20 protein-coding genes are annotated in these 23,865 nt (G+C 30.7%); 14 read left to right on the top strand and 6 right to left on the bottom strand.

The genetic code is table 11. The features are described 5' to 3' along the window. Positions 1-95 precede the first annotated feature (95 nt). Positions 96-3,260 (bottom strand): GNAT family N-acetyltransferase, encoded by a 3,165-nt coding sequence (locus CDO51_RS00670; RefSeq protein ID WP_089022376.1) that lies wholly within the window; start codon positions 3,258-3,260, stop codon positions 96-98. A 175-nt stretch (positions 3,261-3,435) separates the two neighbouring features. Between CDO51_RS00670 and CDO51_RS00665 the strand changes: the two genes are divergently transcribed. Both CDO51_RS00665 and CDO51_RS00660 read left to right on the top strand, forming a co-directional pair. After that, entirely contained in the window at positions 3,436-4,491 is a 1,056-nt protein-coding gene (locus tag CDO51_RS00665; RefSeq protein WP_158212256.1) for an AbrB family transcriptional regulator, read from the top strand. Between the two features lie 15 nt (positions 4,492-4,506). Continuing rightward, complete coding sequence (locus CDO51_RS00660; protein WP_158212255.1) at positions 4,507-5,229, top strand: TIGR01906 family membrane protein; 723 nt, start codon at positions 4,507-4,509, stop codon at positions 5,227-5,229. A gap of 1 nt (position 5,230) precedes the next feature. Here the strand turns inward: CDO51_RS00660 and CDO51_RS00655 are convergent, their stop codons facing one another. The 3 genes from CDO51_RS00655 to CDO51_RS00645 are packed head-to-tail and all read right to left on the bottom strand — an operon-like array spanning position 5,231 to position 7,459. Next, positions 5,231-5,956 (bottom strand): protease complex subunit PrcB family protein, encoded by a 726-nt coding sequence (locus CDO51_RS00655; protein ID WP_089022373.1) that lies wholly within the window; start codon positions 5,954-5,956, stop codon positions 5,231-5,233. A 60-nt stretch (positions 5,957-6,016) separates the two neighbouring features. After that, positions 6,017-6,295 carry an EscU/YscU/HrcU family type III secretion system export apparatus switch protein gene (locus CDO51_RS00650; protein ID WP_089022372.1) on the bottom strand — a complete coding sequence of 93 codons (279 nt, stop codon included), beginning with the start codon at positions 6,293-6,295 and terminating at the stop codon, positions 6,017-6,019. Between the two features lie 12 nt (positions 6,296-6,307). Next, a complete protein-coding gene (locus tag CDO51_RS00645; RefSeq protein ID WP_089022371.1) occupies positions 6,308-7,459 on the bottom strand; it encodes a flagellar hook-length control protein FliK in 1,152 nt (383 codons plus the stop codon). 87 nt (positions 7,460-7,546) lie between these two features. Between CDO51_RS00645 and CDO51_RS00640 the strand changes: the two genes are divergently transcribed. The 8 genes from CDO51_RS00640 to thiI all read left to right on the top strand — a co-directional run bounded on the left by CDO51_RS00640 (position 7,547) and on the right by thiI (position 17,623). Beyond that, positions 7,547-8,383, top strand: a complete 837-nt coding sequence (locus tag CDO51_RS00640) for a GNAT family N-acetyltransferase (protein ID WP_089022370.1) — start codon at positions 7,547-7,549, stop codon at positions 8,381-8,383. Between the two features lie 55 nt (positions 8,384-8,438). Beyond that, the gene (locus tag CDO51_RS00635) at positions 8,439-9,692 is read left to right on the top strand and encodes a tRNA nucleotidyltransferase/poly(A) polymerase family protein (RefSeq protein WP_158212254.1); all 1,254 of its coding nucleotides are present in this window, start codon (positions 8,439-8,441) and stop codon (positions 9,690-9,692) included. 21 nt (positions 9,693-9,713) lie between these two features. After that, complete coding sequence (murJ, locus tag CDO51_RS00630; RefSeq protein ID WP_089022368.1) at positions 9,714-11,243, top strand: murein biosynthesis integral membrane protein MurJ; 1,530 nt, start codon at positions 9,714-9,716, stop codon at positions 11,241-11,243. 55 nt (positions 11,244-11,298) lie between these two features. Beyond that, positions 11,299-11,715 carry a VanZ family protein gene (locus tag CDO51_RS00625; RefSeq protein ID WP_089022367.1) on the top strand — a complete coding sequence of 139 codons (417 nt, stop codon included), beginning with the start codon at positions 11,299-11,301 and terminating at the stop codon, positions 11,713-11,715. A gap of 247 nt (positions 11,716-11,962) precedes the next feature. Then, entirely contained in the window at positions 11,963-13,771 is a 1,809-nt protein-coding gene (locus CDO51_RS00620) for a heme NO-binding domain-containing protein (RefSeq protein ID WP_089022366.1), read from the top strand. A 136-nt stretch (positions 13,772-13,907) separates the two neighbouring features. Next, positions 13,908-14,885 carry an oxidoreductase gene (locus tag CDO51_RS00615; protein ID WP_089022365.1) on the top strand — a complete coding sequence of 326 codons (978 nt, stop codon included), beginning with the start codon at positions 13,908-13,910 and terminating at the stop codon, positions 14,883-14,885. Between the two features lie 354 nt (positions 14,886-15,239). After that, the gene (locus tag CDO51_RS00610; protein WP_089022364.1) at positions 15,240-16,403 is read left to right on the top strand and encodes a cysteine desulfurase family protein; all 1,164 of its coding nucleotides are present in this window, start codon (positions 15,240-15,242) and stop codon (positions 16,401-16,403) included. 5 nt (positions 16,404-16,408) lie between these two features. Further along, positions 16,409-17,623 carry a tRNA uracil 4-sulfurtransferase ThiI gene (gene thiI / locus CDO51_RS00605; protein ID WP_089022363.1) on the top strand — a complete coding sequence of 405 codons (1,215 nt, stop codon included), beginning with the start codon at positions 16,409-16,411 and terminating at the stop codon, positions 17,621-17,623. Here thiI and CDO51_RS00600 read toward each other — a convergent pair. Both CDO51_RS00600 and CDO51_RS00595 read right to left on the bottom strand, forming a co-directional pair. Continuing rightward, positions 17,620-19,014 carry a sensor histidine kinase gene (locus CDO51_RS00600; RefSeq protein WP_158212253.1) on the bottom strand — a complete coding sequence of 465 codons (1,395 nt, stop codon included), beginning with the start codon at positions 19,012-19,014 and terminating at the stop codon, positions 17,620-17,622. The genes thiI and CDO51_RS00600 overlap by 4 nt on opposite strands. Beyond that, positions 19,007-19,708 carry a response regulator transcription factor gene (locus tag CDO51_RS00595; protein WP_089022361.1) on the bottom strand — a complete coding sequence of 234 codons (702 nt, stop codon included), beginning with the start codon at positions 19,706-19,708 and terminating at the stop codon, positions 19,007-19,009. Before CDO51_RS00595 ends, CDO51_RS00600 begins: the two co-directional genes overlap by 8 nt. A gap of 108 nt (positions 19,709-19,816) precedes the next feature. Between CDO51_RS00595 and CDO51_RS00590 the strand changes: the two genes are divergently transcribed. The 4 genes from CDO51_RS00590 to CDO51_RS00575 all read left to right on the top strand — a co-directional run bounded on the left by CDO51_RS00590 (position 19,817) and on the right by CDO51_RS00575 (position 23,770). Next, a complete protein-coding gene (locus CDO51_RS00590) occupies positions 19,817-20,572 on the top strand; it encodes an IclR family transcriptional regulator (protein WP_240503444.1) in 756 nt (251 codons plus the stop codon). Between the two features lie 105 nt (positions 20,573-20,677). After that, the gene (locus CDO51_RS00585; RefSeq protein WP_089022359.1) at positions 20,678-21,751 is read left to right on the top strand and encodes a Leu/Phe/Val dehydrogenase; all 1,074 of its coding nucleotides are present in this window, start codon (positions 20,678-20,680) and stop codon (positions 21,749-21,751) included. Positions 21,752-21,779: 28 nt separating this feature from the next. Beyond that, positions 21,780-22,838 carry a butyrate kinase gene (buk, locus tag CDO51_RS00580; RefSeq protein WP_089022358.1) on the top strand — a complete coding sequence of 353 codons (1,059 nt, stop codon included), beginning with the start codon at positions 21,780-21,782 and terminating at the stop codon, positions 22,836-22,838. A 23-nt stretch (positions 22,839-22,861) separates the two neighbouring features. Continuing rightward, entirely contained in the window at positions 22,862-23,770 is a 909-nt protein-coding gene (locus CDO51_RS00575; RefSeq protein WP_089022357.1) for a bifunctional enoyl-CoA hydratase/phosphate acetyltransferase, read from the top strand. The last annotated feature ends 95 nt before the right edge of the window (positions 23,771-23,865 follow it).

The raw sequence follows: 23,865 nt of genomic DNA, 5'->3' as shown, positions 1-23,865 counted from the left end.
AAAGGCCGGGTGTTAATATTTGTGAACATTTTGTGGAAAACATTGTGGATATCTTAAGGTATTTTGTGGAATTTATGTGTATTTATTGTTAATAATTAAAACATTTTCCACAATAAATGCTTATAGATATTCGCTTCTTGTATTGTATTTGTAAAAGCTAAGAGTAATTGAAGAGATTTAGTAGTGTTTGGTTCAATAACCTTTGTGTTATTCACACTAATTACATTTCCATCACTAGCACTATCTATAAGAGTTATTTTATGTCCAAAAGCGAGTAATGCTAAAGCTTTATTTGGAGTTTTGATACTACAAAAATCCTTGGTTAAATAAGTTTTAGGATAAGTTCTAGGAAATATAAAAGGATCTTTATCTAACGGGTGAAATTCACCTTGTTCATTATTAATATTTAATGATACCATCGTTCCAAAATTTATTTCTTCAACTTTACTATTTAAGTTAGTAACCTTTAGTAGACAATATAATAAGTTACTTTTAGGTAGTGTATAATATTGAACTGATAAGATGAGTTTGCTATCAGATAAATAATAATCAAATGTTGAGCCTTGAAAGGTTCTTTGTAGTAAGTTTATTGTCGCCTGATTTGTAGTAGGAGTTACATTTAATAACTGTTTTTGTGACAGATCTTCATTAATAGTATGGATAAATGGAGTTATCCCTCCTAAAAATGGTCTAAACCAAGAAAAACTTTTTTTATCAGGATATGTTGAATATAACAGATTTTTATCTTTGTCTTGTAATTTTATAATTGACCCTGCAAAGTTAGGTGCTATATTATATGAAATAGTACCATTATTAATATGAACTTTATCATTTTTTTGTTCTATAGAGACATTATATTTATTATTGCCTAACCGAATAACAGGAAATAAAAATGATTGTTTTCGATCGCCCACTAATTGAATAGTATAGCTCTTGGCACAAGCACTAAACTGTTTTTCTGCTGGTATTGTGATTTTTTCTATAGGTTTTTCTGTATGTGAAATGCTAAGTTTTTTTGTTTTTATTAATTCATTATCATCATTAAATATATGATATATTCCAGTAAAAGGTTTTTGGCGTCGTAATTTTAAATAACATTGTAAACTTCGTGGTGATGTTATAACTGTTTTTACTTCAGGTGTTAATCTTATTTCTCCAGATCTATGTAAGCTTCCATTTACTAGTTGATTTCTTTTTTTAGATTTTACATGATAGGTTAACGACTGACTAATTCGTTTTTGACCTGGTTTAAGTGTAATTCTATCTTTAATTATCGGAAGATAATTATCACCAAGAGAAAAGTGTGTATCTTTTGGAAACTCGCAGATGATTTCTTTTTCTTGACAGCTTATAATATAATAATTATCTCTAAATTTATTTTTAGCATCAGGAAAATCTAATTTAGGTACTGGAAAACTTCCTGGTAAATAATCTTCAATGAGAGGTCCATCAGTTAAAGGTGCTATTATTTTCATATTTGGATGTTTAGGTACCTTAGTTTTTATTTGGAGATCAAAGGATTGGTTATTTTGAGTATGATTTGTACAACTTGCCCATTTTACTAATTCTCCAGTTGCTAAAAGTTTTAAATGAGTAGCAACTTGAACCCCAGGAGAGTTTTTAGAATCAAATATTAATGTAATTGTATCTGAATCTATATATCCCTGTGGAGTTAACTTATCAAATTCATGGGGCCAGAAAGGCGGACCCATTTTAACTGGTGAACCTTGTAATAAAATACCATCTTGTGTGTTTTCTTTTAACTGCACAAGTTCTTTATCGTATAAAGTATACCCTCCAGTAGTTTTATCTACTTCTAATAACAATTTAGAAGTTTCTAATCTGAAACTACTAGAAGTAGTATAATTAACAACTGTACTATTATCATTGAAAACAGGTAATGTAAAAGTTCTATTAAACTTACAGTTAGACCATACACCTAGTAATCTAGGCGTTGTACTGGCGGTGACAGTCAGCTCTTTAAGACCAGGGTCTTTTCCTGAAATAATTAGGGGGAGTGAGATAGTACTTTTATTTTTTGTCAGTAAAGTTATAGAGATAGTGTTATCACTTTTTTTAGTAATATAATGTCGGTTGTTCTTTAAATAAAGATCTATATCCTTTGATGATTGTATTTGTAAATGGATTTCTCTGATATAAGAATGATTATTCTTTATCTCTAGATAAGAAATAGTTTGTTTATTTGGTTGTAAATTCAATATAGGATTAGGGGTTAGATTTATTTCTAGAGGAGCTTTTAATGTTTTATGAGTTGTTAAATTAAAGGGAGCTCCATTATCAATTTTTATTTTTGTAGTTTGGGTAATATTTATATCTTGACATTGTGTAGTATTAGTATCCGGTTTTTCTATAAGAAAATCTGTATTCAGTTCTTTAATATCATGATTATTAACCTTATTTTTGACTATATGTTTTCTTGGGGTAAAAAGATGAGTATATTTAGATTCTTTAACAGAGGTAGAAGTTAGTATTTCTGACTCACTTATATTAACATTAGACTTATTTATGGTTAAATTCGCAGAAAATTGTTTCGTATTATTTTCTAAGAGATCTATATCTACTTTACAGTTAAAATTTTTCGTTTTGAACCCTGAAATCCCCTTAGCTTTTCTGTCTAGCAAAACTTCAAATTGTGATCTATTGTCCCTAAACTTGTATGTTAGAATATCATTATTTACTGTAGGGTGATGGTCCTCTTCTAACTCTGACCTTGGGAGTAGCATGTCTTGCCACTTTTTTTCGAAAAAAAGTTGTTTGAAAGGTGGAAAATTTAATATTAATGGCATATAATTTTCAAGTTTAGTAGATTTTCCTTCATTTATCCAAGCAAAACCTAACTTTTTATATAAAGGAATAGCTCGAAAATTTCCACTACAAGAATGTAGATCTAATCTCGAGTAACCAAGCTTTACAGTTTTAGAAATAGCTTTTTCTAGTAATTGTTTACCGATACCTTGTCGCAAATATTCAGGATGAACATTTAAGAGTGAAATATATCCTGTATGATACTTTTCAGGATGAGTTGTGTACTCTAAATAACCAAGTACTTTGTTTTTTGTTGGATTAACTGCTAATAACAGAAATTTTATATCTTGTGATCCTATGTATTCTATGATATTTTTAGTTGATAAAGTGATTCCTTGAAAAAGACTACCTGGCCAGTAGAGATCACTTTTTTGAAATAATTCTTTTATAGATTTAAGATATCTTGGATGATAGTCAACTATTTTTATGTTCATTTTATTTTGACCTCCTTAAAAAATGATTTACGGGTATGTTTCTAAATAATTTGTGTTTACTTAAATATAGAAAAGGAAAATCATTTAGTATATCGAAACAATAATAAAGAACAGAACTTTTAAGATTATATGCACTATCAGAAAATATATGAGTTTTATTAAAGGAGACCATATTATGTATAATATCTTTGGTTTATTATTATTATATTCTCTAGGTGTTTTAGGATGGAAAATTGGTGACAAATTAAACATTCCTGCTGCTCCCGTCTTGGGAGGGATATTAATAGTAGGAACTCTTAGAATTATGGGTATAGACTTACCATACTTACCAGATTCTATTGTTTTTTTATTACAAATTGCACTTGGTGTTATGGTAGGTGCTAAGTTTGACAGAGATGCTTTTAGATCACTTAGATTGATAGCACTTCCGGCTATTATAATCTCAAGTTGGGCAGTTATAATCACCTTATTATTTGGTTATATAATTGCTATGATTAGTCCACTAGATATTGTTACGGGTATATTAGGTTCAAGTATAGGTGGACTTCCTGAAATGACTATTTTAGCCCATGATACACAGGCTGATGCAATTACTATGGTGCTATTTCATGTATTTCGGATCCTAGCTACTATGATGATCTTCCCACCTATTATTAGATATATACAGTTAAAGAACAAGAGTATGGGTACAGATAATTTTAAAAAATCAATCACAAGTGAAAAAAACCCTCCACTTAGAATTGAACGATTAGTTCTTACATTTGTAGCTGCAGGGTTATTTGGTGGTTTGTTAATATACTTAGGTGTTCCGGCAGGTGGTTTAGTTGGGGGACTAATCTTTATCGTAGTAGCAACATATCTAGATATTCCTATACAAGTACCACCATCACATACACTTAGTTGGTTTTTAGTTGGGATAGGTTTGATGGTTAGTAATCAATTTTCACCAGAAACACTTGAGTTAATTCTCTCTGGGGATCTTATAATACCACTTTTATTTTCGGTAGTATTTACCTTAGGCTCTTCTTTACTAGTTTCCTATGGTATTTATAAACTTACTGGTTGGGATTATATTGTATGTTTTTTAGCTAGTGCTCCTGCAGGTTTTACAGTAATGACAGGCTTAGCACTAAAAGAGGGTTATGATCCTATTAAAGTTTCACTTTTACATTTAAGTAGATTAGTAACATTAAAATTAGTTATTCCTTTCTTATTTATGATATTTTATTAAATGGATGGTGATCTTTTGAAGTTAACCTCAGAGCAAAGAAAAAAAGGTATATTACTTTTTTTAACTGGTCTATTTATTTTAAATGTTGTGTTTTTTATTAACTTTGCATTAGTAGTTTTTGATTTTTCTCACTATAAAGTACAATTTGAAGAACTTGATCGTGTTGAATTTACTAAAATAACGGAACCTGAATTGTATCGAATAACAGGTGAGATATTAGAGTATTTAAAACTAGCAAGAGATGATATAGATATTATTGCAGTAATTGATGGTGAAAAAGAACAGTTATTTACTGAACGAGAGTTAATTCATATGGATGATGTTCGTGAACTTTTTAAAAATGGATATATCATATTAGGGATAAGTATTATATTACTTTTCTCTTTTGGATATTTTAGTGTGATTTATTTTAAAAGAAAGCTTAACTTAGATAACAAAGTTCTCTCTGCAGCTATAGTAACAAAATGGAGTAGTCTTATTGGAGTTGTAATTATGGCTAGTTTAGGAATAATATTTTATTTAGGTTTTGATTTTTGGTATGATCAGCTCCATATTTGGATGTTTGATAATGATTATTGGTTATTAAACCCTGATACACATAATCTAATTCGGATATTTCCAGTTCCATTTTTTTATAATACAATCACTAGAATAATAACAAGAACTTTAGGACATATGGTTTTAATTATATTTATTAGTCTAGCTATAGAAAAATACCGCTCACAACGAGCGGTATAGTCTAGATAGCAATTAATTTAAAGTTATAGTCTTGATATTTAGAATCAATGATAATTTGATCTTGAGGATAAGTAATTACTTGAGGTAGAATTTTATCATCATCAGGATCTTCTGTTTTTGCTATAACTAATAAAGTTTTATCATCATAAGGTAAAGTTGTAACTTGTGTTATTTCGGTGCTATATCCACCAGTTGATTTTTCACCACGACTTGTAATTACTACTAATTTGTTATTACCATCCTGAGTTTTAGTTTTAATACCTGATTCTTTAATGGTTGGTAAATCATGTTTTTCTATTTTATTAAAGGAAACGTCATCATTTTTTGAAAAAGTAATTTGATCACCACTTTTATTTTCACTATAGTTTAACATTTTAAATATATCTGATGGTCGAATAAACTTTGTATCTCTATCAAAACTAAACTCCTTGTTTTTAGCTTTTACTATTATGTGATCATCATAATAAATACTCCTATTTATAAGATCAACTAAGTCAAAGACTGATATATATAATTCTTGGTCTTTTATAAAAGGTTCTACTGACAATTGAAACTCACTATCTGATGTTTGTACTGTTTTATTATTAACTTGAAAGGTATAAACTTCAGATTCAATACTTTTAAGTTCTTTTGAAAAAGCTATTTCAGCCTTATCTTCTTCGACTATAAAGCCTGTAAATAATAAGAGACCTGAAACAAGAATTGTTAATATAATTATATATTTCATATTAGGCCCCCCCTCTTTATAATTAATATGCAATCTGTAATAATTTAATAATACCAAAAATTACTCTTCAGAGAGAGAACTTTGTGTTTCTAATTTATGTATAAATGCTAAAATTTCAGCTACTCCTTGATATAACTCTTCAGGAATTTCCTGATATAGGTTTAGTTTAGAGAGGGTATTAATTAGTTTTGGGTCTTTATGGATAAATACACCTTCGTGTTCAGCAATTTTTATAATTTCATCTGCAATATAACCATCTCCTGAAGCAACTATTTGTGGGGCTAAATTTTTATCAGGATCATATTTTAATGCAGTTGCTTTATTAGTTTTATTAGACATAAAATACCTCCATTAAATTAAGTAATCAAAATTACCATGGGGTTTAAGTGGTGTTTTAGCAAGTTCAGTTTGGTATGATTGATAAGAAAAGTCTATTTTATCTACATCTATTTTTGCAATGGTTAATTTAGATTTTTGTAACCTATCCTTTAAAAAAGAAAGATTGTTTTGTATCAAAGCTTGGGTTGTATCTTTTTCACAAGCTATTTGGAATGAAATAACTTTATCTTGAAAATGGGCGCGGATAACTAAAGGTCCCAAATTATTAGGAGTTATACTAATACCTAAAGTAATATCTTGTTTTTTAGATTGATTTTTATAGTAACTCGAGTTTTTTTCTTTAAACTTTTGTAAATAAAATTCCCCTGGGGTTTTTTGTTGTTCGCTTTGTAGTAAGAAAAATCCCCAAAACTGATTAGTATTATTAGTAGCATTTAATGCTCTAGTAAGTTCTAGTAGTTCAAAGGGTTCAGTATTTAGGTTATCAGAAATTGTTGTGGATTGTTCTTTACTACTTGAAAAAAATATTTTAAATAAGTTATCTAAAGATGCCTTCATAATAGATGTATCAAAACTATTATCTTCTGTAATTTCTGGTGCGGGTATTAAAAAAAGTTCACTTGGTAATTGATTTTCTTGAATATTTAGGATCTTTTTTGCCATCATAATAGTTTTTTTAGTTATAGGAAGACGGTTTAAGTGTAAAAAAGCTATTTCCTGTAAATCATTTGTTTCAAACATATTTGAAGTAAAGTAGCTTTCTAATTCTGTGATTAACTGTGAGGTTGGATTTTCTCCTAATGTCAGTACAGTCTGAACTAAGCCTTTTGTAAGACTTTCATTAGAAAAGTTATGTTGTTTTATGAACTGCTCTGTTTTTTCAGCTATCATAAGTTCTTTTGGGTCTTCTAGTAGTTTTAGATAAGTACTACCAAAAGGTTCAGTATGAACTTTACCTGAGATCCAAAGACCTTCTTTTAAAGGTATTTCGGATTTTACTTGCAATAGGTTGTTATTTAAATTAAGTACAACTTTATTACCCTCAGATTTTACAACTTGTGCACGTACTATAGAACCCGGACGAAAAAAATCTTTTACTTTATCTGTTAAAGAAGTGAGTTTCAACCTTTGTGTTGGTGTTGTATTTTGAAAAATGTTAACCATATTAAATCACTCCGTACTATGTTATATATTTAATATTCTGTTCACAAAAGAGAATTCCTGTTCAACTATTTTTAATTGGGGGAAATTATGAAAAAAGTATCTTATAACTTTAGAAAAGCACAATTAGAGGATAAAGAAGAAATATTGTCAATTAGTGATAACTTTAATCATGACTATCTACCATATGTTATTGATAGGTGGTTAACAATGGGACGTGGTGGATTATATTTATTAGAAGAAAGTAATAAGATAGTTGCTTGTTGTCTATTAAAATTTCAGACTTCTAATCAAGCTTGGTTAGCTGGCATGAGAGTAAGACCTGATTATCATAATTTAGGCGCTGGTGGTGAGTTAACTGGTAGGTTAACAGAAAGAGCTAATTATGAAGGAGCAAATATTGTTAGGTTTGTAACAAACTTAGATAATTACCCAGCACAAAAAGTAGGTGAAAAACATGGTTTTTATTTTCATTCTAGATGGATGATTTTTTATTATCAGGATCTACCACATAATATAACCACTACCTTTGATATTAGAGAAGAAATGTTTACTAATCAAATAGATAAAACTAGTAGAGAATTATTCTTTCAGGAAGGTTTTACTTTTGCTGAGTTAACCAACCCACAGTTTGAAAATATAGATGATAAAGATCGGTTTTTATTAAATGTTAAAGGTGAGGTAGCATTTATAGGAGAAAATACCGAAAACTTTGACAAAGAAGTTACTTTTTTTGTAAATTGCATGGTGTTACTTGAACAGCTTGAAAAGATTGATTTTTATCAAGTAATTAAAGAATTATTATCATATCTAAATAAACATAAATATTATGCATGTACTCTACCAATCCCATATGAACTTTGGAAACAGGATAGAGATAAGTTGGGTACCCTATTAGGAAAAGATGAAGGTGAATCCTTTATTTAATGGTACGAGATTTCACATAGTTCATTTCCTGGGAAATTCTGAAGGAGGCTTTTTTTTGAAGGGGTTAGTTATGTTAAAAGAAATAATAAGTGAGGATATACTTGAAAATGGATATTTAGTAGGTGGAACAATTCGAGATATTCTTAGCAGTAGGACACCATCAGATATAGATTTAGCTTTTTGTAAAAAAAATCATAAAAAAGTGATTGAGGTTTTAAATAATAAAGAAATTACTTTTTTCCCGTTAGATGTAAAAAGGGGTGTTTATCAATTACAATTAGGGCAGGATACTAATAGTACGATGGTTGAAATTACATTATTAGTAGATGATGATATTAAAAAAGACCTAGCTAAAAGAGATTTTACCATTAATGCTATGGCGGTATTTTTAAAGGATTTTTTCAGTGAGGGACTTAGTGATAATATAATAATTGATCCTTTTAATGGTTTATCTGCCTTAAAAGAAAAGCAAATTATACCTGTTAGTGATATAATATTTAAAAAGGATCCAATTAGAGTTCTTAGAGGATTTAGGTTTCAAGTTGATGGTTTTATATTATCAGATCATTTTTATTCGCTTTTACAGAAAAGTAGAATTGATTTTTCTCAGGTTTCAAAAGAACGTATTTTTCAAGAAATAGAGGGAGTTATAAGTAAAGAAAAAGATATTGAAAAGATCCTAGAGTTTTTTTATAAATTAAATGATGAAGGTGTATGTTATAAACTACCAATATTTGAAGATGGTTTTAACTCTGATTTTTATAAAATACAAAGATCATCAAAAGAAATTAATAAATTAATTACCTCTAAGCCTTTTAAAGAGTATTTTAGTGATATTTCTAATAAAGATTTAATCATGGCTTTAGTGTTTTTATCTACTCTAAATTTAAATCTTCATACCCTAAAACAAGTATATCCCGTATCTAGTAAATTTCTCAATTTTATGAAACAATTTTATCGAGGATTTCACTCAACTCATAAAGAACTGACAAAAAAAGAACTATATGCTTTAGAATTAGTGACGATACGTGATGAAAAGTTATTAAAATACTTTCTTTTAGGTAATTTTGTTGGTAGAATTGTTGTAGGTAAAACTTCTTTTATACAAGGGCTAAGGAGAGATTTAGCCATATTTGAAGAATTGACTAGACTATATGCTAATATTAAGAAAGAGTATAGTGGAGATAAAATCATGAGAAAAGTTAATAAATCTTCAGGTCCCTGGTTAAAAGAAGTTCTTAGAAAAGTACATTATTATGCATTAATTAGAGAAGAACAAGAAATCAGAAAAATCATAGATTCTATATAATAAGCGGGAGAGTGAGGATTTTTGAAAAGAGGACAAGCTATTAAAGCAGCAAGTACTATAACTTTAGTGTCTGTATTAAGTAAAATGTTTGGTTTTTTTCGTGAAATGGCACTTGCTAGAGAGTTCGGTGCTACCTTTGAAACAGACGCATATTTAATTGCAATTGTGATACCACAAATGTTATTTGCTTCAATTGGAGCTTCTATAGCGACAACTTTTATACCGTTATATACAGAAGCTAGATTAGATAAAAAACAAGAGTTAAGTACTTTTGTAGGGACCTTTTTTAAGATTATGGTGGCTGTAAGTACTGCCATTGTAGGTTTTGGTTTATTATTTACTCCAGAGATTGTTTCTGTAATCTCACCTGGATTTACAGGTGAAGTAAGAGAACTTTCTATTTTACTTACAAGAATTATGCTTCCCGTCATAATTTTCTTAGCAGCTGGTGGTGTTTTAAAAGGAATTTTACATTCTCATAATGAATTTTTTATCCCAGTGTCTGTAGGGATTTATCAAAATATAATTATCATGTTCTTTATTTTAGTATTAGGTTCTAGATTTGGAATTGAAATAGTTAGTTTTGGAACACTTCTTGGATTTTCGATGAATTTTTTTGTACTACTACCAAAAGCAATTTCTCTAAAGGCACCATTGATTACAAAACTAAACTTATCTCACCCTTTTGTAAAAAGAAGCTTATATCTAATGGCACCAATTTTATTTGGAAATATGGTGTTACAATTAAATAAACTTGTTGATAGGATGTTAGCTTCTAATCTAGATGAAGGTAGTATTTCAGCTCTAAACTATGCATCTAAAGTTTATACTTTACCACATGGAATATTTGTTATGGCTGTTGCTACTGTTTTGTATCCTTCATTTAGTGAATGTGTAACGAAAAAAAATATGTATAGATTAAAAGAACTGATGATAACTGGACTTTCTAGTATTGTTTTTTTAGTATTACCAATGATGGCAGGAGCTATTGTACTGCGTGAACCTATAATTAGAGTACTTTTTGAAAGAGGCCAATTTGATACCCTTGCAACACAACGTACTGCATTCGCATTACTTTTTTATTCTTTTGGAATGCTTTCAATATCACTACGTGAAATATTAAGTAGGGTATTTTATTCCTTTCAAGATACTAAAACCCCTATGAGAGTTGCAATGGGTATGGTGGTTGTTAATTTGCTATTTAACTTCTTACTTATCGGTCCTTTAGGACATGGGGGGTTAGCCCTTGCTACTAGCTTATCTATGACAGCTGGTACTACGTTATTATTTATAGGTGTTCGAAGGTTAATTGGACCTTTTGGATTTGTGACTTTTGCTCACAATAGTGGACGAATATTTCTAGCTGTACTGGGAATGATTGGAACTATGTACCTTACCTTATGGATCATACCAGATATACCGATTTTTAAGTTGATTATACCAACATTAACAGGTGGGACTGTGTATTTAATTGTTTCTAAATTATTAAATGTTGAGGAAATAGGAGTTGCAAAAGATTTATTCATACAAGTGATAAATCGCTTTCGGTAGGGATAGAATATAGTATATAGAATATAGTATAAAGAATTTATAAGGAGCGTATTATATGCTACCCTCAGAAAAGATGGTAGACTTTATAAAGTATTATATACCAGTGTTAATTTATATTGGAATAATACTATTTCTTTCCGGACAACAGTCCGGAAGTTTTTTTCTCGATTATTTTCCAGTTCCACTTAAATTAGGTCATTTGATTGGGTATGCTGGTCTTCAAATATTGATGTATCGAGCTATTAATAAAACACTCGTATCAGTTAATAACTTAAACATGATAAAAGCTTTTATATTTACAGTGGGGTTTGCTATTATTGATGAAACATATCAAACTTTTGTCCCAACACGTAGTGGAAGTGTAGTTGATGTAATCATAGATAGTGTAGGTGCTTTAACGGGATTAGTCGGTATTTGGCTGATAAATCACTTATTAATGCGATTTCAAGTTTTAAGAATTAGTCGAAAATAAAATTAAGTAAATTTTAAATTATAATTACTTGGCTGTTAGCCAAGCTGTTTCTTTTTAGAAATAATTATCATTTTTAAAAAGAAACAGGTATTAGATAGATTCTGTAGAAGTAATAATTGTGAATAAGATAGAATGGAGGTAAAATTTATGAAAGGGTATGAAAGGGTATGAAAGGGTATGAAAGGGTATGAAAGGGTATGAAAGGGTATGAAAGGGTATGAAAGGGTATGAAAGGGTATGAAAGGGTATGAAAGGGACTGTTGTTTTAGTATGGATTAATAGTTTAAAAGAACTATTTGGAGAAGATAAGGTGGCTAAAGTACTTACTGATATGGGATGGGATGGTGAAGAAATTATCACTCCCACTATGGACGTGTCAGATGATCAGGCACGTGGTATAGTAGAAAAAGTAGCTGAACTAGAAGGAAAAAGTAGCCAAGAAGTTTTTCGGGCAATGGGAAGAAACAATCTATGGTCTTTTAAAAAATATTTTCCATCTTATTTTGCTCAAAACTCTGCTAAAGAATTTTTAATGATGATGGATGAAGTACATAGACAGTTAACTAAAATGATAAAAGGTGCTAACCCTCCAGGGTTAAAATCTGAAGAGTTAGCACCTAATACTATTAAATTAAGATATGTGTCTCATAGAGGTTTATTTGATTATTTTTTAGGATTAGTGGAAGGTGTAGGAGATCTTTTTAATGAAAAAATTGAACTAGAAGAATTAGAAAGAGATGAAACATCAGAAGATAAAAAATATGTAGAGGTTATCATTAAAACTGAAAAAAGTGTTGGAGGGACGAAAAAATATTCGATAAGTAAAGTATTATCATTAGGTATTTTTAAAGGTATGGCAAGTAAAATTTCTGCAGCAAGTAGTATTATTATAACTACTACTGTAGGATTATTAACTGGTTTTCAACCAAAACTTTTAATAATTTTAGCAATCAGTTTTTTAGTTATATATCTAGCTGCTAAAATTGTGTTAGCACCTATAAAAACATTAACAAAAGAAATAGAAAAATTAAAAAACCTAAATTTCTCTCAAAGTACTAGACTCTCTACACGGGATAATTTAGAAACAGTTGCAGAACAAATATTTGATGCTAAGAATAATATTAAAACAGATCTGTTATTCTTAAAAGGTGGAACTGATGATTTGTACAAGTTTGCAGAGCGTTTTGGAGATGTCGGAGAAAAAATGAAGGAACTTTCAGGTGAAATATCAATTATGGTTCAAGAAGTATCTGAAGGGGCAATGCATCAAGCTGAAGAAACGGAGAACTCTGTTAGTAGTTTACAAACTAATGTAGAAAACATTCAAAAAATAGCAGATGAAGAACTTGAAGATAAAAAATTATTAGAAAATGCAGTTAGTAACCTAAAAACAGCTCATGGAGATGTTACTGGTGTTTCAAAAGAGATTGATAATATTAGAGAACAATTTGCTGGAATTGATACTCAAGGTAAAGAGCTAGCACAAAAAGTAGAAGATATGCTACAGATAGTAACTACTGTTGAAGAAATAGCAAAACAAACAAATTTACTAGCACTTAATGCTTCTATAGAAGCAGCTAGAGCAGGTGAACATGGTAGAGGGTTTGCTGTTGTAGCAAATGAAGTAAGAAAACTTGCCGAAAATTCCGGTAAAGCTGTTTCAACTATTAGTGATAATCTACGAAATTTTGTGAGTGAAGTGGATATATTAGTTAATAATATAACTGATCAATTTTCTCGTTTAGAAAAAAGTTCCAATACTTTACAGAATACTGCTGATGAAACAGGAAATGCAACTAATCATATTAATGAAGTAACTGATAAAATAGCGGATATGGTTGAAAGTTTATCAAAGGAAACTGAAAATATGAACCAAGTATTCGAAAGTATAAATTCATTAGCTTCAATTGCACAAGAAAATAGTGCCGCTTCACAAGAAATGAGTTCAAATGTTAGTGAATACTCTGATAGAATAAAAGAGATGAGTAGTTATAATGAACAATTGAAAAAACTGGCTGGAGATTTTCAATCTGAATTAGAAAAACATAGAGTTTAGTAAATGCTCTAGTCATAGCGGGTATTATATATTATGAAAGGAGAATTTTTTGGTCAATATAATATACTACACAAACTTCTTGTGATAAAATTATCATGTGACCAAATTTATATACTTTGGGTTGGGGGGAGAAAACATGTCTGGGCTCTTTACTTCAAAAAAAGTAAGGAATTATAGATTTAAAAATAGAATTATTATGCCACCTATGGCAAGTGAAAAGGCTACTCCTACTGGAGAAGTCACTGATAAAACGATTAATTATTATTATGAACGTGCTAAAGAAGGACTTGGTGGAGTGATAGTAGAGCATGCTTTCATTTCAGAGGCTGGTAGATTTAGTAAAAGACAACTTTCTATAGCAGAAGATAGTATGATTGATGGTCTATCTAGTTTAGCGTCTGCTATTAAAAGTACAGGAACAGTAGCTATAATTCAACTGAGTCATGCAGGGTGTGAAGCTTATCATAGGTGTAAGCCCTTTTCCCCTTCAGGTATATCTATTCCAGGAAAGGAAGAAATAAATTCTAAAAAACTTTCTATTGGTGAGATTTCTGAAATAAAAACAGATTTCATAAAGGCTGCAGAAAGGGCCATGAAGGCAGGGTTTGATGGTGTAGAAATACATGGTGCTCATGGTTATTTACTGAACCAATTTAATTCACCTTTAACTAACCATAGACAAGATAAATATGGTGGCTCTAGAGAAAACCGTGCTAGATTATCATTTGAAATAGCTCAGGATATACGTGAAGTAGTACAAGATAAACTCTTGTTATATCGTTTAGGAGCCGTAGATCAATTTGAAAAAGGTTTAACTACCCCTGATGCAATCTGGATAGCAAAAGAACTTGTAAGGCTAGGAGTAGATATTATAGATATATCTGGTGGACTCGGTGGTTATCGCGGATCAAAAAATACTGAAGGTTATTTTGTTACTGTAGCAAAAGAGATAAATCAGAATTTAACTAAACCTGTTATAGTAGCAGGAGGTATTACTTCACCTGAGTATGCAAATAAAGTTGTTGAAGAAGAAAAAATAGATTTTGTAGGTATAGGAAGAGCAATTCTATCCCGACCAGATTGGCCTTTAAGTGCAAAAAAAGAGCTAACATAGATAAAGGAGACCTAAGAGGTCTCCTTTATTCAATTTTTATCTTATTATTAATTCATTTAAGTACTGCTATGAGAGCATAGATGCACCAATAAGTTTGAAAAAGCTGTATTAAATCTAATAGGGTATATTTGTTTTAAGTCAGAGTAAAAGGTGTATTAACTATAACCTGGAATATTAAGAAAATACTAGCAACAACCCCTGCGGTAAAACATATTATTACTCAATCTTTTAATATTATTATTTCACTTCTTATTTTTTTCATTAAAGAGAATTAAATTCAATTATTTTATTTTTTATTTTATGAATTTTATTGTATAATTAGATAATGAATTATAAATATAAGGGGTTTTTATCATGCAAGTTTATTTAGATAATAGTGCTACAACTCAAGTTGATAAAGAAGTAGCTGATATTATTTATAAAGTGATGACCGAAAAATTTGGTAATCCTAGTTCATTACATAGTTTTGGAGTTAATGCTGAAGATAATGTACAAAAGGTACGTAAATTTATGAAAAAAGTAGTTAAGTCACAAAATGGAGATTTTATTTTTACCTCAGGTGGAACAGAGGCTAATAACTTGGCCATTCGTGGAACTGCATATAGAAAAAAACGTATGGGAGATCATTTAATTACAAGTCAAGTAGAACACCCTTCGGTTATTGAAGTATTTAAACAGCTTGAAGCTGAAGGTTATCGAGTTAGTTATTTACCAGTTGATGAAAATGGTAGGGTAGATCCTAGAGATTTACAATCTGAACTAACTAAGAATACTACACTAGTTAGTGTTCAAACAGTAAATAATGAAGTAGGAACTATGCAACCAATAGCTGAACTTGGTAAGGTTATAAGAGAATCAGGCTATAACATAGTATTTCACACTGATGCTGTCCAAGCTATTGGAAAGATTGATCTCGATCCAGAAAAGTGGGGTGTTCATTTACTATCTGTTAGTGCTCATAAATTTCATGGTCCAAAAGGAATTGGAGGATTATATATATCACCTGATACAATGATTACTCCACAGTTAATCGGTGGTGGACAAGAACGAGACATTAGACCAGGAACAGAAAATGTTCAAGGTATAGTTGGTCTAGGTAAAGCTCTAGAAAAAGCTATTAAGAATAAAAACCAGTTTGAGAAAATAACAGAATATAAATTAAAAGCTTACAAACAATTAAAAGAACAATTAGGAGATGAATTATTGGTATTAGGACCAGACCCTAAAAAAACAGATAAATCTGCTCCTCATATCCTAGCAATTGCCTTTCCTGATATTAATGGTGAGGTTATAGTTCATGGATTAGAACAAAAAGGTGTATACGTATCAACAGGATCTGCCTGTTCTTCAAATAAAGATAGTGAAAGTCAAGTACTTCTGGCTATGAGTACTTCAAAAAGATATGTATCAGGAGCTATTAGGCTTAGTTTTTCATATAAAACAACTGAAAAAGAATTGGAGTATGCCACAGAACAAATAATAAAAACTTATAATGAACTTAAAAGTTATGGGAGGTGAGTCTTTTGTATAATTACTTATTAGTGCGATATGGTGAGATTGGCTTAAAAGGTAAAAATAGATCTCAATTTGAAAATCTACTAATTAGAAATATGGAAGAAACTTTAAAAAACATAGATACTAAAAAAATTGAAAAGTCTCAAGGAAGACTATTTGTCCCTCTAAATGGTAAAGAGGATCAATTAAAAGAGGTTTCAGATAGAATAACTAAAGTATTTGGTATTGTTTCAGTAAGTCCAGCAATGAAAGTAAAATCAGATTTAGAAATAATTAGAGAAACAGCTTTACAAGTCGTAAAAAATGCTTTAAAAGATCGGACTGTAACTTTTAAGGTAGACTGTAGACGTGCTGATAAAACTTTTCCTAAAAACTCCATGGAACTAAGTAAAGAGTTAGGAGCTCATATTTTAAAAAATGTTAATGGTTTGAAAGTTGATGTAAAGAAACCAGAACTAACACTTTTTGTAGAAGTAAGAGAAGGTGGAACTTTTGTTTTCTGTGAAAAATTAGAAGGTCCAGGTGGACTACCTGTTAGTTCTACAGGTAAAGGTATATCATTACTATCTGGAGGAATAGATAGTCCTGTTGCTAGTTGGCTTGCTATGAAGCGTGGGATTGAGGTAGTTGGACTTCATTTTCATAGCTATCCTTTTACAAGTGAACGGTCTTTAAAAAAAGTAGAAGAGTTAGCTCAAGTTGTTTCTAATTATGGAGGAAGAATGAAACTATATGTTAATCACTTTACTGAAATTCAAAAAGCAATACAAGAAAAATGTGAAGAAAGTATGAGAATTACTGTAATGAGAAGGTTTATGTTTAGAATAGCAAATAAAATGGCCGAAAAAGAAGGTGCTCTAACTTTAATAACTGGAGAAAACGTAGGACAGGTAGCAAGTCAAACTTTAGAGAGTATGTATGTTGTAAGTCAAGGTGTAAACTTACCTATTCTAAGGCCACTTGCAGGTATGGATAAAAAAGAAATTATGAAACTTGCTGAACAAATCGGAACATATGATATCTCAATAAGGCCTTATGATGATTGTTGTACTTTATTTTTACCTAAAAATCCAAAAACCCGCCCCAGACTTCTTCATACGGAGCGGGAAGAAAGTAAATTACCAGTAGATGAATTAATTGAAGAGTCTATTCAAAAAACTGAAATAAAGTATTTAGAACCATATCAAGATGAGAGTGATGATGAACTATCATTAGATATTTAAGATTTAAGTGAGATTGTAAAGATAGTACCTATACCTGATTCGCTTTCAACAGATATTGCACCATTAATCTTTTTTACCCATTCTTTAACTAAAGATAGTCCTAAACCACTACCTGAAGTATAATTAGTACTAGTTCGGGAGCGATCAGGTTCTTTTCTATAAAAGCGTTCAAAGATATAGAAAAGTTTTTCTTTTTCTATACCAGATCCTGTGTCTTTAACAATAACCTCAATATTGTCTTTATTTTTATACCAGCTGACAATAACTTCACCATTAGATGGTGTATTTGCTAATGCATTTATTACTAGGTTTTCTAAGATATGAAGTAGAATGTCTGGATTTGACCAAACTTCGATATTAGGTCCTGAAGTTATAAAGTTTATATTTTGGTTTTTAGCTTTAGGTAACACACTCGATTTTAATTTTTTTAAAATATCATTTAAATTTACATATTCCATGGTAATCTCTTGTTCTTTACTTTCTAATAAAGCTAATTCATGGAGGTCATCAATAAGCTTTTGTAAGCGATTTATCTCATAAGATACAGCTTGTAGATTTTCTTTAGATGGAGGAAGTATTTCATCTTGAAAAGCTTCAACATAACTTTTTAAAGAAGCTAATGGGTTTCTTAATTCATGAGATATGTCAGCAGTAAATTTTGTCTTTAAAAAGTCCATCTCCTCTAGGTTACTAACCATTTTGTTAAATTGATGTGCTAAATCTTTAATCTCTTGTGGCCCAACTAATTCAGCTCGTTTACTGAAGTCCCCTGTACCCATATTGTATACTGAATTTGTTAGTTTTTTTATAGGTTTAGATATTGATACTGAAATTAAAAAGCTTATTAATAAAGCAAGGAGTAAAGTAATAATTCCAGAAATAATCATGTTATTAAAAACTGATTCTTTAAATGCATGCTCAAAAGGTCTAAATAAACCAGTTACTTGATACTGATGGACAATTTCTAACTCTCCAACAGTATTGTTATCTACTTCTATCGGATAAGTATAGGTAGTCATTTCTTCTAAATTGATTTCATTTTGGTCTTGTTGTTGTCTTCTATGTCCTCCGTTATTTCTACGATTTGGTCCACGATGACCATCTTCAAGTGTAGAGTTAATCAAATCATTATCTATATATAGTAGAAATTCCATTTCAGAAGAATGTGCTACATTATTTAATGGAGCTGAAATTCCTTCGAAAGTGTTGTTTTCAAGATAGTAATCTCTTAAAAGTGTGATAACTCCTTGGTGTTCATCATGTCTAACATCTTTTAGGTATTCACTAAACTGATAATTTAAACTATAAGATGTTAGGATACCAAAAAAGAGAATAATGCCAAGAGAAACTCCTGCAAAACCTAGTAATAGCCTAGAGAATAACCTATTCATTTTTAACTCCACCAAACTTATATCCAAGTCCGTGTACCGTTTTGATAAAGGAAGGCTTTTTAGGATCGGGTTCAATTTTTTTTCGTAGATTTTTGATATGAGCATCTATAGTTCTTGGATCATGTTCACTTTCCCACATATAACCAAAAATTATCTCAACTAAATGTTCACGAGAGAACACCCGGTTTGGGTGAGTCATAAATATCTTTAATAGATGGTATTCGGTTGGTGTAACTACTAATTCTTCATCATTTAAATAGATCTTATGAATAATAGTATTAATTGATAAATTATTAACTGTAATAATATCTTGTTGTGTTCTATTAGAAGATTGTTCTTTTCTTCTTAAAATAGCCTTAATTCTAGCTAAAAGCTCTTTTTGACTAAAAGGTTTTACAAGATAATCATCAGCACCTATCCCAAGACCATATACTCGATCATCTTCTTTTCCTTTTGCAGTTAGCATTATAATAGGTGTGTCTTTTTTCAGTCTAATACTTTTTGCTACCTCTTCACCTGATAAATAAGGTAGCATTAAATCTAAAACTACTAAATCAGGGTCCCAATTGGTAAATTCAGTGAGACCTGTTTTTCCGTCAGAGACAGTTTTTACACGGTATCCTTCATTAGAAAGATAAGCATTTAAAACTTTCGATAATCCCTGTTCATCTTCGATTATTAAAATCTTAGTCATGTTAACCATCCTTTAAAAAATTATTTAATATTAATTATAACTCTCATAGTGGGGAAAGAAAATTATTTTAAAAGGAATAATTGAATACACGTAGAAATAATTTTATGAGTGGAAGGTGATTTAAAAATGGAAAAAGAAAAACCTAAAAAAGAGCTAATCAAATCAGTATCTAGATCACTAGATTTACTAAGTTTGTTTTTAGAGCATAAACAAGAACTTGGAGTAAGTCAAATTAGTAAAAAATTAGGGGTGTATAAAAGTACAACTCATAGGTTGCTAGACACTTTAAAAGAAAAAGGTTTTGTCTATCAAAATCCAATCACTCAAAAGTACTGGTTAGGAGTTAAAAACTTTTCACTTGGTATGTTGTATCAAAACAAGTTAGTTTTAACAGAACTTTCTTACCCTTATTTGAAAGAATTATCTGAACAATGGCACGAAACTATCCATCTAGCAATTCTAGACGAAAGCGAAAAACCTGAAGTTGTAGTTTTAGAAAAAGTTAAAACAAACCACTTACTAACTTTTTCACCACCAATAGGCTCAACAACACCAGCTCATTGTTCTGGTGTAGGTAAAGTACTTCTTGCTTATTCTTCCCCAGATACTACTAATAATCTATTTAAAAGTAACATACAAAGATTTACTGACACAACTATAACAAAAAAAGACGACTTAAAAACAGAACTAGAAAAAATTAAGGAAGTTGGTTATGCTATTGATAGAGAAGAATTAGAAAAAGGTCTGAGTTGTTTTGCAGTGCCAGTTTTTTCTCGAGATAATGAAGTAGTTGCTGCTATTAGTATATCAGGTCCTACTTCAAGAATTACACCTGATAGGCATGAGGAGATAATTAATTCATGATAAATTTTTTTAAGTTTTTCTCGGAACGGTGTTCCATACCAAGGAACCTTGTAAATTGTTTGAATTGTGGGAATTATTTAAATTAAATAAAAGGAGGAATTTCTAATGAGTAAAAAAGTTTTTGAGGAAATGGAAAAACATGATCATGAACAAATTATTTTCAATTATGATAAAACAACTGGTCTTAAATCTATAATAGCCATTCATGATACTACATTAGGTCCTGCTTTAGGTGGTTGTAGAATGCTACCTTATGAAAGTGAAGAAGAAGCACTTGAAGATGTATTACGGCTATCTAAAGGTATGACTTACAAATGTGGAATTTCTGGTGTAGATTTTGGTGGTGGAAAAGCTGTAGTTATCGGTGACCCAGAAGAAAAAACTGAAGGAATGTTTCGCTCATTAGGTAGATTTGTTGAAACTTTAAAAGGACGTTATTATACTGGCACAGATGTTGGGACTATGCCAGATGATTTTGTAAATTGTTATAGAGAATCAGACTATGTAGTAGGACTTCCTGAAGAATTTGGTGGAAGTGGAAATTCAGCTATAAATACAGCTTTTGGAACATTAATGGGTATTAAAGCTAGTGCTAGAGAAAAGTTTTCAAGTGATAGTCTAAAAGGTAAGAAGGTAGCAATACAAGGTCTAGGTAAAGTAGGTAAAGTTTTAGTGGACTTTTTAATTGATGAAGGCGCAGAAGTTGTTGTTACAGATATTAGTAAAGATAACATTAAAGAAGTACAAGATAAGCATGGATCTGTAGAAGTGGTTGAGCCAGACGCTATCTATGATTTTGAATGTGATATCTTTAGTCCAAATGCACTTGGTGCTGTAATTAACGACTTTACTGTTGAAAAATTAAACTGTCAAGTAATTGCTGGAGCAGCTAATAATCAGTTGAAAGAAGAAAAACATGGACGTATGTTATTTGATAAAGGTATTTTATTTGCACCTGATTATATTGTAAATGCAGGTGGATTGATTCAAGTATCTGATGAGATTGGTGGACATAATAAGGATAGAATTAGAAAGAAAACAGAGCGTATCTATGATATTCTTCTTAATGTGTATGAAATCTCTAGAAAAGATAATATTACACCTGAAGAGGCTGCTGATAAGTTAGTTGAAGATAGGATTAATACCGTACAACAATTACAATCAAACTTTGTTGGCTAACTAAAGAATGGTCTAAGGGGGACTGATTATGAAAATATTAGTTATAAATCCAGGTTCAACATCAACTAAAATAGCACTCTATGATGGCAAAGATTCTCAACTTGAAAAAACAGTTCGCCACAACAGTGAAGAATTAAGTAAATATGACAAGCTAGCTGATCAATTTGAATATCGGCTAGGTCATGTAAGAGATGCTGTAACAGAAGGTGGTTGGAATCTTCATGATCTAGATGCTGTTGTAGCTAGAGGGGGGCTTTTAAAGCCTATCCCAGGTGGAACATTTGAAGTTAATGAAAAAATGGTAGAAGACCTTAAAAATGCGCGATTTGGTGAGCATGCTTCTAATCTAGGAGCTATAATGGCTGATAGTCTTAGAAGTGAGTTGAATATACCAGCTTATATAGTTGATCCAGTGGCTGTTGATGAGTTTGATGAAGTGGCAAGGTTATCTGGCATGAAAGAACTAGAGAGAATCAGTCAGTCTCATACTTTAAATATGAAATCAGTTGCAAGAGAAGTAGCAGAAGAGATGAGTAAGTCCTATTTTGATGCTAACTTAATAGTTTGTCATTTAGGTAGTGGAATATCAGTTGCACCTCATAAAAAAGGTCAAATGGTTGATGTTAATAATGCTAATAATGAAGGACCATTTGCTACTGAAAGAACTGGTACATTACCAGCATATCAGTTAGTAAGATTGTGCTATTCGGGTAAATATTCAGAAGAAGAAATGGTAAAAAAGGTAGTTAAAGAAGGTGGCATATACTCATATATGGGAACAAAGGATGTAGTTTTAGTAGAAGAAAAAGCTAAAAAAGGAGAAGAAAGAGCTAAATTAGTCCTAGATGCAATGAGCTATCAAGTGGCAAAAGAAGTGGGAGCGATGGCCACAGTTTTAGAAGGTGAAGTTGATGCTATTGTTATAACTGGAGGAATGGCTAATTCATCCTATATTTCAGGTAAGATAAAACGCCGTGTTGAATTTTTAGCCCCTGTTAAAGTTGTACCAGGAGAAAGAGAATTAGAAGCCTTGGCATTAGGAGCTCTTCGAGTACTAACTAGAAAAGAAGAAGCACAAGTTTATTAATAGTTATGAAAGGAAGGTGTACTATGAGTTTTAGTGATTTTTCAGAAATTATAAGTAAAGCTCGTAATATGGGTAAAAAAAGGTTAAGTATTGCTTCGGCTGAAGATAAACATGTACTAGAAGCTGTTAAGTCAGCAAAAGAAGAAGGGTTGAATCTTGAGTTTACATTAATTGGCGATAAAGAGAAGATACAATCACTACTAAAAGAGTTGGCTATTGATTCTTCTAAAGGTATTAATATTATATCAGCTTCTTCATCTAGAAAAGCAGCAGAATGTGCTGTTAAAGAAGTTTCTCAAGGTAGAGCTGATTTTCTTATGAAGGGATTAGTTTCTACTAAAGATTTCTTAAAAGAAGTATTACATGAAGAGTATGGTCTTAGGACAGGTAGGGTATTAAGTCATTTAGGAGCTTTTGATATTCCATCATATCCTAGGATCTTATTTATGACAGATGGGGGAATTAATCCCAAACCTTCTTTTAGTGAAAAACAACAAATACTAGAAAATTCAATTGACTTTCTTAAAGCTTTAGGTATAAAAGAGCCCAAGGCAGCTGTTTTAGCTGCTGTAGAGACAGTGAACCCAAAAATGGAAGAGACTTTAGATGGTGCTAAACTTTCAAAAATGCAAGATCGTGGTCAAATTAAAGGTGCACTTGTTGATGGTCCTTTGGCATTAGATAACGCGATCGATGAACAGGCAGCAGAACATAAAGGTATTACTGGGCCTGTTGCAGGAAAGGCAGATATTTTATTGGTACCAGATATAGTGAGTGGCAATATTTTTGGAAAGTCCATTACATTTTTATCAGGTGGTACAATGGCAGGTATTGTTTTAGGTGCAAAGGTACCAGTAGTATTAACATCAAGGGCTGATAGTGTTAGAACTAAAATGATTTCTATGGCTTTAAGTGCTTTAGCTAGTAATTAGTAATTTACCGGGGACAAAATGTCTCCGGTTTTTTGTTTGTTTATGTCAAGATATGACTTAAAACAGGAATTTGTATTTATGTTATTGAATTAATA

Source organism: Natranaerobius trueperi, from assembly GCF_002216005.1.
Taxonomy (GTDB): domain Bacteria; phylum Bacillota; class Natranaerobiia; order Natranaerobiales; family Natranaerobiaceae; genus Natranaerobius_A; species Natranaerobius_A trueperi.
This window is presented reverse-complemented; position numbering and strand designations above follow the sequence as displayed.